The 13,025-nt window shown below is 55.9% G+C and carries 15 protein-coding genes; 11 read left to right on the forward strand and 4 right to left on the reverse strand.

Annotated features, from left to right (window positions below; all coding sequences use genetic code 11):
• Nucleotides 1-150: 150 nt before the first annotated feature.
• Complete coding sequence (locus DFR37_RS07855) at nt 151-1,329, forward strand: MFS transporter (protein ID WP_242341750.1); 1,179 nt, start codon at nt 151-153, stop codon at nt 1,327-1,329.
• A gap of 83 nt (nt 1,330-1,412) precedes the next feature.
• On the opposite strand, the gene DFR37_RS07860 is transcribed toward DFR37_RS07855, so the two are convergent.
• On the reverse strand, nt 1,413-2,132 hold the full coding sequence (locus DFR37_RS07860; protein WP_113932672.1) for a pseudouridine synthase: 720 nt from the start codon (nt 2,130-2,132) through the stop codon (nt 1,413-1,415).
• Between the two features lie 131 nt (nt 2,133-2,263).
• Between DFR37_RS07860 and DFR37_RS07865 the strand changes: the two genes are divergently transcribed.
• The 8 genes from DFR37_RS07865 to csgH all read left to right on the forward strand — a co-directional run bounded on the left by DFR37_RS07865 (nt 2,264) and on the right by csgH (nt 8,491).
• Nucleotides 2,264-3,133, forward strand: a complete 870-nt coding sequence (locus tag DFR37_RS07865; RefSeq protein WP_113932673.1) for an ADP-polyphosphate phosphotransferase — start codon at nt 2,264-2,266, stop codon at nt 3,131-3,133.
• Nucleotides 3,134-3,370: 237 nt separating this feature from the next.
• Nucleotides 3,371-4,210: a response regulator transcription factor gene (locus tag DFR37_RS07870; protein ID WP_113932674.1), complete on the forward strand. Its 840-nt coding sequence runs from the start codon at nt 3,371-3,373 to the stop codon at nt 4,208-4,210.
• Nucleotides 4,211-4,684: 474 nt separating this feature from the next.
• Nucleotides 4,685-5,158 carry a CsgE family curli-type amyloid fiber assembly protein gene (locus DFR37_RS07875; RefSeq protein ID WP_170139858.1) on the forward strand — a complete coding sequence of 158 codons (474 nt, stop codon included), beginning with the start codon at nt 4,685-4,687 and terminating at the stop codon, nt 5,156-5,158.
• Nucleotides 5,155-5,625: a curli assembly protein CsgF gene (locus DFR37_RS07880; RefSeq protein ID WP_113932676.1), complete on the forward strand. Its 471-nt coding sequence runs from the start codon at nt 5,155-5,157 to the stop codon at nt 5,623-5,625. The genes DFR37_RS07875 and DFR37_RS07880 overlap by 4 nt, the downstream gene beginning before the upstream one ends.
• Entirely contained in the window at nt 5,622-6,602 is a 981-nt protein-coding gene (locus tag DFR37_RS07885; protein WP_346724935.1) for a CsgG/HfaB family protein, read from the forward strand. Before DFR37_RS07880 ends, DFR37_RS07885 begins: the two co-directional genes overlap by 4 nt.
• Nucleotides 6,603-6,622: 20 nt before the next feature.
• Nucleotides 6,623-7,177: a hypothetical protein gene (locus tag DFR37_RS07890; RefSeq protein ID WP_113932677.1), complete on the forward strand. Its 555-nt coding sequence runs from the start codon at nt 6,623-6,625 to the stop codon at nt 7,175-7,177.
• Between the two features lie 65 nt (nt 7,178-7,242).
• Nucleotides 7,243-8,112 carry a hypothetical protein gene (locus DFR37_RS07895; protein ID WP_113932678.1) on the forward strand — a complete coding sequence of 290 codons (870 nt, stop codon included), beginning with the start codon at nt 7,243-7,245 and terminating at the stop codon, nt 8,110-8,112.
• A gap of 73 nt (nt 8,113-8,185) precedes the next feature.
• Nucleotides 8,186-8,491, forward strand: a complete 306-nt coding sequence (gene csgH, locus DFR37_RS07900; protein WP_113932679.1) for a curli-like amyloid fiber formation chaperone CsgH — start codon at nt 8,186-8,188, stop codon at nt 8,489-8,491.
• A 14-nt stretch (nt 8,492-8,505) separates the two neighbouring features.
• Here csgH and DFR37_RS07905 read toward each other — a convergent pair whose 3' ends face one another.
• From DFR37_RS07905 to DFR37_RS07915, 3 genes are all read right to left on the reverse strand, one after another.
• Complete coding sequence (locus DFR37_RS07905; RefSeq protein ID WP_113932680.1) at nt 8,506-9,303, reverse strand: alpha/beta hydrolase; 798 nt, start codon at nt 9,301-9,303, stop codon at nt 8,506-8,508.
• 140 nt (nt 9,304-9,443) lie between these two features.
• Nucleotides 9,444-10,205, reverse strand: a complete 762-nt coding sequence (locus DFR37_RS07910) for an SDR family oxidoreductase (protein ID WP_113932681.1) — start codon at nt 10,203-10,205, stop codon at nt 9,444-9,446.
• Between the two features lie 117 nt (nt 10,206-10,322).
• Nucleotides 10,323-10,856 carry a trimeric intracellular cation channel family protein gene (locus DFR37_RS07915; protein ID WP_346724936.1) on the reverse strand — a complete coding sequence of 178 codons (534 nt, stop codon included), beginning with the start codon at nt 10,854-10,856 and terminating at the stop codon, nt 10,323-10,325.
• Between the two features lie 382 nt (nt 10,857-11,238).
• On the opposite strand from DFR37_RS07915, the gene DFR37_RS07920 reads away from it, so the two are divergent.
• Both DFR37_RS07920 and DFR37_RS07925 read left to right on the forward strand, forming a co-directional pair.
• The gene (locus tag DFR37_RS07920; RefSeq protein WP_113932682.1) at nt 11,239-11,913 is read left to right on the forward strand and encodes a GntR family transcriptional regulator; all 675 of its coding nucleotides are present in this window, start codon (nt 11,239-11,241) and stop codon (nt 11,911-11,913) included.
• Between the two features lie 218 nt (nt 11,914-12,131).
• On the forward strand, nt 12,132-13,025 hold the full coding sequence (locus DFR37_RS07925) for an aromatic ring-hydroxylating oxygenase subunit alpha (RefSeq protein ID WP_113932683.1): 894 nt from the start codon (nt 12,132-12,134) through the stop codon (nt 13,023-13,025).

Consider the following 13,025-nt stretch of genomic DNA (forward strand, 5'->3'; position numbering starts at 1 on the left):
CCTTACCTAAGTTCCAGACAGCCGGCTCGATAACCCACCCCGTAGCCGCCTCTTCGAGCAGCCTGTTGTAAATGATACAGAATACATCGGCAATCTGCCTTGCCGAACGCCGTCAAGACGCCACGTCCATGGAATAACAACACAATCAACATGCAAACATCCGTCAACGAAGATTCCATGCACAAGGGAACGTTTTATCTGATTGCCGCCGCAGGCTTCGCCAGCATGGCGGGCATGCGTATTTGCGATGCCTTGCTGCCCAGCCTGGCCGCCTCCTTCCAGGTCAGCACCGGCACGGCCGCCAGTTCGATCTCTTTGTTCGTCATTGCATACGGCTTCCTGCAATTGGTCTACGGACCGCTCGGCGACCGCTACGGCAAGCAGCGGGTCATTACCTACGCCGTGGCGGCCTGCGCGTTTATCAATCTTGCCCTGGTCTTTGCTTCGTCAATGACGGCAGTAGCAGTCATGCGTGCAATAGCGGGGGCAGTCACGGCCGGCATCATTCCGCTTGGCATGGCGCATATCGGCGACTCGGTGCCCTATTCCGACCGGCAGCGCGTGCTTGCCAAGTTTTTGTCCGCCACCATCACCGGGATGATAGGCGGGCAGTGGGTGGGCGGGCTGTTCGCCGACCTGCTTGACTGGCGGGCCGCTTTCGTTCTGCTGACCGCGCTTTTCGGCGGCGTCGCTTTTATGTTGCTGCGAGCGCTGCCCCCCAAGCCCGACCCCAGCGTTGGGCAGCCCGGCTTTCTTGTCCAGATGCGCGGCGTGCTGCAGGTGGCGTGGGCGCGGCGGATCTTGACCTTGGCGTTGATCGAAGGCGCGTTCGTCTTCAGCGCCCTGGTGTTCATCCCGACCTATCTGCATAGCCGGTTCGGTCTGCCGCTTACCGCCGCCGGCGCAATCGTTGCTTTATATGGCGCAGGCGGCCTGGCTTACACATTCCTGGCACGCCACCTGTTGCGCCGCTTCGGTGAAAAAGGCCTGGCTCGAATCGGCGGAGCGTTAATGGGAACCGGCTTTGCCTTGCTGGCCTTCAGCAGCCACTGGGCATGGGCCGTACCGGCCTGCCTGGTCGCGGGGCTGGGCTTTTACATGCTGCACAACACCTTGCAGGTCAACGCCACCCAAATGGCGCCTCATGCCCGCGGGACGGCGGTATCCCTGTTTGCATGCAGTCTTTTTCTGGGCCAGTCTTTGGGTATCGGCGCCGTCGCCATACTGGTCGACAAATACGGCATTGGCGCGGCCTTTATCGCCAGCATGATTGCTTTGCCGCTTATCGGTGCATGGTTTGCACACAGCATTTCTTCCAGACTGCGCTAGCTCGGCGAGATGCACCTGAACCGCAGCCCGTGGACCTCGCGAGCCGCACGCAAAGACGACATGCAGCGCCCCCCATGCCGCGGTCAGGCGGGCGCGTCGCCGTCGCTGCTCTGAGCCAGGGCGGCCACCTCGGCCGGCGTCAGATAACGCGATTCTCCGGGTTGCAGGTCGGCATCCAGGGAAACCGGGCCGATGCGTTCGCGGTGCAGGGCAAGCACAAGATTGCCCAGGGACGCGAACATGCGCCTGACCTGATGGTACTTGCCCTCCTGGATCGTCAGGCGTGCGCTGCGTTCGTCGACCCTTTCGAGCACGGCGGGCAGCGTGGGCTTGTCCTCCCCTTCCAGCAACACACCGGCCAGGAAGAGTTCTCCGGCATTCTGAGGAAGGGTTTCGGCCAGCGTGGCAAGGTAGACCTTATCGCAGCGGTGGCGCGGCGAAATGATGCGATGCGTCCATTGGCCGTCGTCCGTAATCAAGATCAGCCCCGTGGTTTCAACATCGAGCCGTCCTACCGTATGCAGCCGATCGCGCTTGTCCACGTCGATCAGGCTCATCACCGAAGGGTGCTGGCTGTTGCGAAGGCTGCACTCATAGCCGGCCGGCTTGTTCAGCATGATGTAGCGCAAGCCAATGATGGCAAGGGATTCGCCCTCCCATTGCACGTCGTCGCCGTCCTGCATAATATGCGTGCCGCGCTTGACCACCTCGCCATTGACGGTAATTTCGCCGCTCGCAAGCACGGTGCGGGCCTGCGAGCGTGTCAGATCGGTGCTTTCACAAAGGTACTTGTCCAGGCGCATTTAATTTCCATGTAGATTCACCCTGCGAATATACTCGAAAGGCTCGCTCCAAACTCCGCAGTTGCGTTGCCGACTGCGCGACGGCGGTGTAGGCAGGGTATCGACACAATCCAATCAGTCCGGGGCGTTCAATGCAAATAGACCCAGAGCAATACCGCATAAAAAAAGGCCTTAAAGTCAATCTTGATACGCGATCGACTCAAAGCCAACCTTTATATAAATCCAAAAACGACTATGAAGACGCGCTTGCCAAGCAAGTTAAGGAACTTACCGAGCAACAAGAGCTTCTGTATGCCAGCAACCAATATGCGGTACTGCTCATATTCCAGGCCATGGATGCCGCCGGCAAAGACAGCACCATCAAACACGTGATGTCGGGCATCAACCCGCAAGGCTGCCAGGTCCACAGCTTCAAACAACCCAGCACGCTTGAACGGCAGCACGACTTCCTGTGGCGCACTACGCTTCGGCTTCCCCAGCGAGGACAGATCGGCATCTTCAACCGCTCGTACTACGAAGAAGTGCTGGTGGTGCGCGTGCATCCGGAAATTCTTGCCGCGCAGAACATACCTGATGCGCCGCATCAGGATGAGGCTATCTGGACGCAACGCTATCGCTCGATAGTCGACCATGAACGCCATTTATTTTGCAATGGCACGCGAATCATGAAATTTTTCCTGCATGTTTCCAAAGACGAGCAGCGCAAACGCTTTATCGAGCGCATCGACACGCCCGAAAAAAACTGGAAATTCAGCGCCACGGATGTCACCGAACGTGCATATTGGAATGAGTACATGAAGGCCTATGAACAGTGCATAAGCGCTACCAGCAGCCAGGAAGCGCCGTGGTATATCGTGCCGGCCGACGACAAGGACAATATGCGCCTGATCGTCTCGCGCATCATCGTCGACACCCTGAAAGGCCTTGAAATGGCGTTTCCGACGGTAGATAAGACGCGGCTGCAAGAACAAGCGGTAATCCGCAAAGAGCTCAGTCAATGACGCTGTGTCAGGTCGCCGTCGCAGCAGGTACTGCACCGCACGCGTTTCACTAGTAAACGCGCACATCGGGAGTTCCCTGCTTGACTTCAGGTACAAGTAAGAATATAAGTAAAAAGATACATATAGCCACATATTGGTAACTTTAAGTATCTTGAAGCATCGTCACATTCCCCTTCTTGGTTGAGCAAGCGCCAAGAGATTTATCTGTCTACGGATTACTGCTGCGGGAGCGAGTTCATGGTATACATTGTTATCGTCGAGCCGCATCCGCTGCTTCGGCTGGGCCTCTCTACGCTAATGACAGGTATTACACCGGCCGACCGGATCACAGCTCAGGATTATCACGATCTATACCAAAGTCCTCCGCACGCAAACCGTATGGATATTGCCCTTTTGGCAGCTCACCCCGACGAACGCATCAACATCTTGATACAAGCAGTTCGACGCGCTCATGCACCCAAACGCGTGGTCCTGCTTTCCGACACAAGCTCTCCGCCTCCTTCCTGGATCAATTTGCCGGGCTTGGTTGCAGGTTATATATCCAAGGCATCCGGTGCTGAAACCATCCTGTCATCCATCCGATCGGTGGTCAGCTATAAAAACAGCTCCCGCCTTTCCGTCCCGCCTATGCTCAATGCCGCTCATGGCAGCATATCGCCTGCGATCCATCCTGCGCCTCATTCATACGGGGAACGGGATTCCGACGAAGAGCTCATACAAGAGCTCGACACCAATGAAGCAAAAATGCTCGGACTCAGCTCACGTCAATATGAAGTGCTTGTTCTTTTGGCCCAAGGCCATCCTGTAAAGCTCATCTGCCGCCACTTGACCATTTCCATGGCAACAACAAAAGGTCACCTCGAAGCCATTTATCAAAGGCTGGGGGCGCACAATCGAAGCGAAGCGGTCTTTGTCGCCCTGGCCCAGGGCGCGAAGCTAAGAATGTCAAACTCTCCTCAGAGCGTCATCTCGAAGTCCTCTGTTGCACCCATAGCCCCATGCAATGAGCAGACAAGCCTGTTCCCGACATTTATGCAGCCGCTGCGCGCAAGCAAGCGCAATGCCATTAACGAGTAAATCCATACAACTATAAAAACTCTTTTTGGCAGCTCCATGCGGAATCAACCGCATCTCGGCTTCGTCGATCTGATCCTTGCTTAAGAGGCCTGTGCTTTTACGCCTGATCACATTTCTGTGTGCTTGTCTTGGCAACTTCCTTGATATGTGCTTACCCCATCGAAGCATCTGCCCGAGACAAATTCCCGTATGGCACTTGTCGGGCTGCACGGCCCGGGCCGGATATGGCAATAGCTCCGGCTCGGGCCACCAAAGAGCCCGGGCCATACAGTGCAATAGCCCCAGCCGCGTCGATCTGGCAGCCCCGGCCATGCAGCTCAATACCCCCAGCCATATAACGCAGTAGCCCCAGCCAGGCAGAACGACGGCCCGGGGATTCAAGCCGCTATTCCATTCAGATCTTGGCAATTACGATTATTTCAACTCGTAATGTTTGCTAACTCATTTCACCGCAATTTAATTTTGAGAGACCTTATGGCGACGGCACTATTTCGGCGGTTGGAAATGCAGTCGACAGGCGCACTGCTTCTCGCCGGAGCACTGTCCTGCGCTCAGGCCCAGAACGCCGTGGAGGCCTTGGCGGCGGTGGCGCCTCCGCCGGTGCAAGGCCAACCGGCAGACGGATCGACGGGGGTGGTCCTCAATCGAACGATTACGGTAGTGGGATTCGACTTCTATCAATATTTTGCTTCAGCCTGGAGGACTCGGGAAAAGAGTGAACAGTATTCAATCTCTATCGTCGAGCGTCCCACAGCTATTCGTGGCAGTGAAATCTGGGTTCAGTACAGGAATAGGCGAATTTTCCGTACCTTCCTGTCGCCCACCCGCTCGGCGGTAAAAGCCATTAGTCAAAAAGCGGTTGGGATTGTCTATAAATCCGTCATCGATCTGGATATGCAGCAGTTGCTCTACAAGGATCACGATCTTGCCAGCGAGGAGTTGCAATGAAACCTGAAACATTCATACGCGGTTTAAAAAAAACCTTGCTTGCAGCCTGTGTCACAGCCACCTGCGAAGTGGCCCTTGCCCCGGCTACAGCATCAGAGTTAGTTTACTTTCCGTTGAATCCTTCCTTTGGGGGTAGTCCGCTCAACGGCCCAGTACTGCTGAATTCAGCGCAAGCGCAAAACAAATACACCGACCCCGACCTGGACTCGGGTTCGGCCGCACGGTCGGCCATAACCGCCAAAACCCCGCTGCAACAATTCAACGATACGCTGGAACGCAGCATCCTGAACCGTCTGGCCTCCAATGCATCGGCCAGCATCATGGGTACAGGCTCCGGCCTTCAACCAGGTACGGTTGAAACCGGAAATTTCGTCATCAATATCGTCGACCTGGGCGGAGGGATGCTGCGCATAACCACCACCGACAAATCCAACGGTACCAGCAGCTCGTTCGAGGTGGCGTCATGAATGTGAACCTGAAAAGCATGTCCGGCTGCGTTTCTGCAGAAACAAATATCTGCATAAATGCAAACCGGCGGCGTTGGCCCGCCCGTCTAACCACCATCTCATCCATCGTACTGGTGTCTGTCTTGATGGCGGCGTGCGCCATACCGCATGCGCCATCGGACAGCGGCCCCTCGTCCGCCCATCTGACTCCCCCATCGCCTGCCACTCGCGACCTGCTCAAACTCCCTCCTCCGAAAGGAAAAGTGGTGGTTGCGGTATATGGATTCCGTGACCAGACCGGCCAATACAAGTCCGCGCCGGACAGCTCGTTTTCAACGTCAGTGACACAAGGCGCCGCATCGATGCTCGTAAAGGCGCTAAAGGATTCAGGCTGGTTCACCCCAGTGGAACGGGAAAACCTGCAGGATCTGCTCACCGAGCGCAGGATCGTCCGGGCGCTGGACGACACTGGCGCAAAAAACAAGACCGCCCAAACCTACCCCGCCCTGATGCCGGCCTCCGTCCTGATCGATGGCGGGATCATTGCTTATGAAAGCAATGTCCGCACCGGCGGAGCCGGGGCGCGATTCCTGGGAATTGGCTTATCGACCCAATACCGGATAGACCAAGTCACAGTAGGCCTGCGCAGCGTCGATATCCGCAATGGCCAGATTCTTCACAGCGTTTCAACAACAAAAACAATCTACTCGTACGAAATCCGGCCCAGTGTTTTTAAGTTCGTGAATTTCAAAGATTTGCTGGAAATAGAAGCCGGAATGACGCGCAACGAGCCGGCGCAACTCTCGATCAAAGAGGCCATCGAAGCAGCCGTTATCCACCTGACCGTGCAAGGCATCAAAGATCGCAGCTGGGTATTGAACGACCCGAAAGATTGGGATTCGCCAATAGTACAGCGCTATGTGCAAGAGGAAAGCAACTACGTCAACGGGCTAGAGCCTATACCCGAAAGCCAGCCAGAAACATCGGCCTCGTCCTAAACAAAACGTCGAGATTAATCATGCACCCCACTATTTTATTCAAGCTCCGCCCCCGAAAATTCGCGCTCCGCGTGTACCTGTACTTATGCCTGTGCCTGTGCCTGTATGGCTCGGTGGCCTATGCCTTTGACCTTAGTCCGTTCAATGAACTGCCCAGCGAAACGCTGATCCTGGGCGCAAGCACCTCGGTAGCCAATACGTATCAAACCGGAACGCTCAACCAAGCGTCCATCGATCAGCAAGGCCCGTCGCAAATTGCGCAAAGCGTGCAGTCGGGCGCAAGCAGCACGGCGCAACTTCTTCAGTCCGGCCAAGGAAATATTGCGCTGACTCTGCAAACCGGGACTCGCGATCAGGTTGCAGCCAGCCAGGCGGGACGCGACAACCAGGCTTTTGCCATTCAAACCGGCAATGACGACCAAATATTGATTACGCAATATGGCCATGCCAATTTTGCTGGGGCAGTACAAACCGGCAATAACAACCAGGCCATTATCGAGCAGTACACGAATGGCGGTTACGCCACTGTTTTCCAGTGGGGCAATGGCGGCACCGCCCACGTTGTTCAACAATAACCCAATCCAGAAGACCGTTGGGTTGTTTAAGCAGTGCCTGGTCTTCATCTAAAGGAGAAGTCATCATGAAAACCGCTCTATCCGCTATAACAGTAGCCCTGTCCCTTGCTTTCGGAGCCGGCACCGCGCTGGCCGCCGACACAGCAGACATTACCCAGTCTGGTGCAACAAATACCGGCAGCATCGAGCAACTGAACTCCACCGCGGGAAACCAGATGGGAACGATCAACCAACCGGGCAATAACAACGCTAGCAGCATTTTCCAAAACGCTAACGTCAGTTATGCAAACGCCACGATCAATGAATCCGGCAGCTACGGCGTCAGCAACATCAGCCAGGTTCTAAGCGGCAACGGCGCGCAAGGGCATATCATTCATTGGGGCGACGGAAACCATTCAGCCATCACCCAATACAATGTCGGCGGCGCTATCAGCGGCGACCCAGGAGCCAGCGCCTCGATCGGCCAAAACGGCAACAACAACACGGCAGCGGTTTACCAACATGACGGCAACAACCTGAGCGCGCAAGTCAACGCAGTCAATCCCTGGGGCGATCATGGCAGCAACAACTGGGCCTATATCGAGCAAACCGGAAACACGCAGAACGCGATAATCGAGCAAAAAGGCGCAAACAACGGCATAGCTCAAATCTTGCAATCGGGGGCGGACAACGACTCGCATATTATCGATACGGGCGAGCACAATACAGCTTATGTCACTCAGGTCGGCTGGGGCTCGGGTACCAATACCGCGAACGTAACTCAAGCGGGTTCGTACAACCTCGCCATGGTTAACCAGAATGGCTCGGCACTGGAATCCTCGGTTACCCAGTCCTCTTCTAGCAACCAGGCCTACGTAACGCAGTCCACGTCGGACTATTCATCCACCGTATTGCAAAACGGCCCATCCAACCTTGCGGTTGTATGGCAGCATTAACATACGTTGCTTGACTGCTGACTACAGAAGCGCGCGCTGCGCGCTTCTGTCTTATCCAGCCTAAGGAGTTCCTATGTTTATCGACGGCAATATACAGGTGTGGCTCGAGGCCGACAAAGCAAAAGACAACATCATCACACCCTACATACGAAGCCCAGTTCAACAGACCTTGCAATACCGCGTGCGCGCAACCAAAGAAGGAAGCCACGGGCGATCCGAAATAAGCCAAAGCGGCACCATCACTACTCAAGCCCAACAAGCCATGGCCCTTGGAACTATGAGTATGAATATTGCTCCTACCGATACCTGCCGTATAGAGTTGTCATTAGCCGAGGGTGGCGTCTTTTTTGCCATGTATTTGCTGGACTGTCCCCGCTAACACAGCACGACGTATCAACTGGCAGGATGCAAAATCCATGCGCTGATCATAGCAACCACGGCACTCTCCATGCCGATAAAGCCATGATAATGCTGCCCTTCGCACGGATTACCCGTCGCGCCCGAACCTCCATTAAGCATGACCGTTTTCCTGATCGGAGCGTTTACCAATAAGCCGGCAATAGTTCGCGCGTCAGAAGGAACACATATTTTGCAGGCATCTTTTTCGTGGTGAACAACTAAAGTAGGCACCCGTATTTTGCTTAAATCCTGTGTTGGAACCGCTCCAGCCCGCTTGGAAGAAGTCACCGACGAAGTCAGGACAAGCCCTGATATCAGCCCGTCTGTGTCATGAACGGCCGACGCCACCGCAGAAATAGTCCCCATGCTTGTTCCCACAACCCACAGCGGCACGTTGCTCTTGCTTTTTACCGCTTTATAAATGGCCACATTGTCGGCGCCATGTTCCGCGCCAATCCGCACCGCGCCATCACCTAAATCTATTCCGTCTGAAGGGCGCCCAACCATCACAATGTTGAAAGGCTGGCTTGCCCACATCTTCCCTGTTCTTATCAGGAAGTTTCCGCTGTCAGGCCAGCCGTCGTCCCCTGGCTTGCCAAAGCCGCCCTTGCTGCCTGAAAAAAGAACCACTGTTGCCACGGCCTGATTGCGCCAAACCACATACAGGGGAACCACAACGCCCGGACGCGTCGTGACGCGCATGATCGCCCCGCGAGCCGAGTCCTGTGCCTGCGATACCCCGCTAAAAGCCAAAATAAGGAAAGTAGTTGCCCACACCAGAAAATTCTTCATTCTTGTTCTCCCATCGGCTTGAAGCTGCCCTGCTGTCAACGACAGTTCATTGCAGACACCTGGCAAAGCACGTTAGTCCGTTCCGGGAAGCGGGTCTATAGTCCAAATAGCCGGGAAGAAACGCAGCACGATGCCGCCACTCACTGCGTCGCCTTGGAGTCTCCATCGATGGGAAATATCTGCCCCGAAATGGATCGCGCATGCTTGCCCGCCAGAAATTTCGCTAGTTCCGCGATGTCGCGGGTGTCGACAAACCGCTTGATCGCCTGATTGTCCAGCGCGTTCTCTCTTTCTTCTTGCACGCTGCGCCCGGAAAGCTTGGCGCGCCCTTCAAGAACATTGTTGAGGCGCGCCCCTTCCACCGCGCCAGGGTGGATCAAGTTGCAGGTAATGCCATGCGGGCCCAGTTCCAGCGACAGAGTTTTGGCGAATCCGACCAGGCCCCACTTGGTCGTGGAATAAACAACCCTGTTTGGATAGCCAAAGCGGCCCGCTAGTGAAGACATAATAATGATCGAGGCCTGACTGGATTCTTTTAACAAAGGAATCGCCCGCTGGGTGACATAGAATGTGCCATTCAAATTGACATTGACGACCGCATTCCAGGCAGCGACGTCGTAATCCTCTACCGGGGATGTCGGGCCGGAGATACCCGCATTGTTCACGAGAACGTCCAGCCCCCCGAGTTCTTTGTGAACATCGTCAAAAAGCCGACGAACGGCATCAGGATCGCTCACGTCCGTGATCGACCCTGTGATCCGGGCGTTGCTGCCAGTTATATCCTTGACAGCCTGCTCGTTGATATCTGCGATGTGCACGCGCGCGCCGTCTGCCGCAAACACCTGGGCAATCGCCAGCCCGATACCGCTTGCACCCGCGGTGACAAGTACTCGTTGAACCATGATGATTAACTCCCTCTTGAGCGGCCGCTGCCGCATACATTGATGCACGTGCCAGGTAGCCACCGTGCTTAATATATTGTTCGCACTATAGACCGCAAAATTAACGGCTGGGCATTCTTAGTCGTCGTCTGGGGCAAACCGCGGTAAATTCCAATGAAAGTACAGCGACAGGCAACGAATTCCAAAACACGAGACTATCGCGGCCCAGGGAACCCAGGCCATGGACCAGCCCAGGACTTCCCCGCCGGCCTGGCATACCGCGCCGACAAGGGCAGCCGAGGCGTAGATTTCTTTCTGTAAGATAACCGGCGTGCGATTCAGCAGCAGGTCGCGCAAAGCTCCGCCCCCCACGGCCGAAATCATGCCAAGAATAATGGCTGCTTCCATACTGTGGCCGTAAGCCAGGGTTTTATGAGCGCCGAAAACAGCAAAAAAGCCCAATCCCACGGCATCGAACAGAAGTACCGGGTGAGAAAGCTTCTGAACCACCTCCTTGATGGCAATGACCATGCCGGCCGCGATTACCGACAGCGCAAGATAGCGCCAATCCGACAAACCCGCGGGCGGGTGCGCGCCTATGCACAGATCCCTGATGATGCCCCCGCCGCAAGCCGTCACATAGGCCAACGTGATGATCCCGAATAGATCCAACTTCTTCTAATGTGCAGCCAGCGCCCCGCTGATCGCGAAAGCAAACGTCCCGATCATGTCCAGCGACGTAAACAACGCATGTGTATTCACACCATTTGCTCCCTTTCAGATAGCACCGATGCTGCCATCGACATGGCTTGCGACCCAAGTCTTCGTTGCGGAAAACCAGATCATACGCCTACTTATGGGCGACCCTGCCGCGTCCCACCCCGGCGCAAAGGCATACCTTCGCCATGGCACCAAAGATGACGCAACGCCACACAAACTGTATTATCCTGCGGATAGCCAATATTCAAATCGTGCATGAGCTTTTGTTTGTGCCATTGTTGTCCGACACGGAGAGCCGTTCCGCAAAAGCCCCGCTTCTGCCGCCCCACCGCCTATGCTTACCCTTTCCATCGTCAATGCCATTTCGGACGCCATAAAAAGCCGGCGCCTGCTGCCAGGCAGCAAACTGAACGAACGCGAACTGGCCCAGCTATTCGGCGTCAGCCGCACTATTGTGCGCCAAGCCCTTTCGCACCTGGCCCAGGACGAACTGGTCTCGATCGCGCCCAAGCGGGCCGCCACCGTGGCGCAACCTTCGTTCGACGACGCCTATAACCTGTACCAGACCTTGCTGATCATTGACTGCGGGGTCGTGGACCACTTGATCGAACACATCACGCCGGCGCAACTGGATATCCTTGAAGCCCACACCCGGCGCGAAGAAGCAACCTTCCAGCAGGGACGGCACGAAGAGTCCGACGAGTTGGGGCGCGAATACCACAGGCTGTTGATCGGCTTCCTCAACAACGAAGCCTTATCGCAAATTCACGCAAAGCTCGAGCGCAAGGCGGCATTGATTACGTCGCTGTACAAAGTGGATTTCGACTATTGCCAGCTGCGCCACGAACACGTCGGCCTGATCGACGCCCTGCGCAACAAACAAGGGGACCGGGTCAAAGCCATGCTGGGCTCGCACTACAAGCTGGTAATTCGCGGCTACCGTTTCGATGTTGCTTCCACTCCCCAAGTCGACCTGGCCACCGCGCTTCAGATTGGCGTAGATGCCTGAAGCGGCCGGCGTGGGCTGATTGGCCCCCGCAAAGCGTTGCAACGCCTGCGCACTGCCGAAACCGGCGCCCTTCAGCAGTTCCGTCGCACAAGCACGCGCCGGACTGCGACTTTTTCCCCATGCGGATTTATTATTTACCTTCAAGGCTTGCAAGGCGAATCTGTCTAGCGTACATTTTGGTATACCAGATTGCACAACTTGAATACCAAAGGCTAATCATGCTCAAAGATGAAATGCTATGGCGCGACTGGCATCCCGTCATGATCGTCGCCGACATGGCGGCAAACCAGTCTTATAGAACCAGCGTCCTGGGCGTGCCCATCGTCTACTCGCATGACGGCCAAGGCTATCACGCGCGCCGCGCGGAAGGCGACGGCCCCTGCTCCATAACGGAACGCTATGCCACGGTATGGGTATGCCTGGGCGAAGACCCCCTGGAATTCTTCGCCATCCCCGAATTCGACGAACCTGATCGCCGCGTGCTTGGCGCCGGTTCTATCCGCCTGCATGTATCGGGATTGCGCGCGGTCGAAAATTTCCTGGACATGGGGCATTTTCCTTTCGTGCACGACGGCTATCTGGGTGCCGAACCCTATACCGAAGTTCTGCCCTACGACGTCGAAATCGACGCCGCCACCAACGAAATCTACGCCCGCAACTGCCGCTTCGTGCAGCCGCGCGCCTCGGCGACCGCCGACAAGCCCATAGACGTCAGCTATATCTACCGGGTCGCCAGGCCTTACACCACCCTGCTCTACAAGACCTGTGTCCCCGCACCCGACAGGCTGGATGTGATCGGCCTGTTCGTACAGCCCCTGTCGGAAGAATGGTGTGTGGCACATACAGTCATGATTTATATCGACGACGTCAACAGCGACGAAGAACTGCGCAAATTCCAGCAAACAGTCTTTGGCCAGGACCTGATGATACTAATCAACCAGGTGCCCAAGCGCATGCCGCTGGAAACTCGCCACGAGGTTCCGGTGCGGGCCGACGCCATGTCGTCGGTTTATCGGCGCTGGCTGCGCGAAAACAAAATTGCTTTTGGCACGTACTCTGAACCTGAAGTAGCCCAAACCGGAATGGCCGCAACCGCAACGGCCGGAGCATAA

Source organism: Eoetvoesiella caeni (assembly GCF_003315175.1).
GTDB lineage: Bacteria > Pseudomonadota > Gammaproteobacteria > Burkholderiales > Burkholderiaceae_B > Eoetvoesia > Eoetvoesia caeni.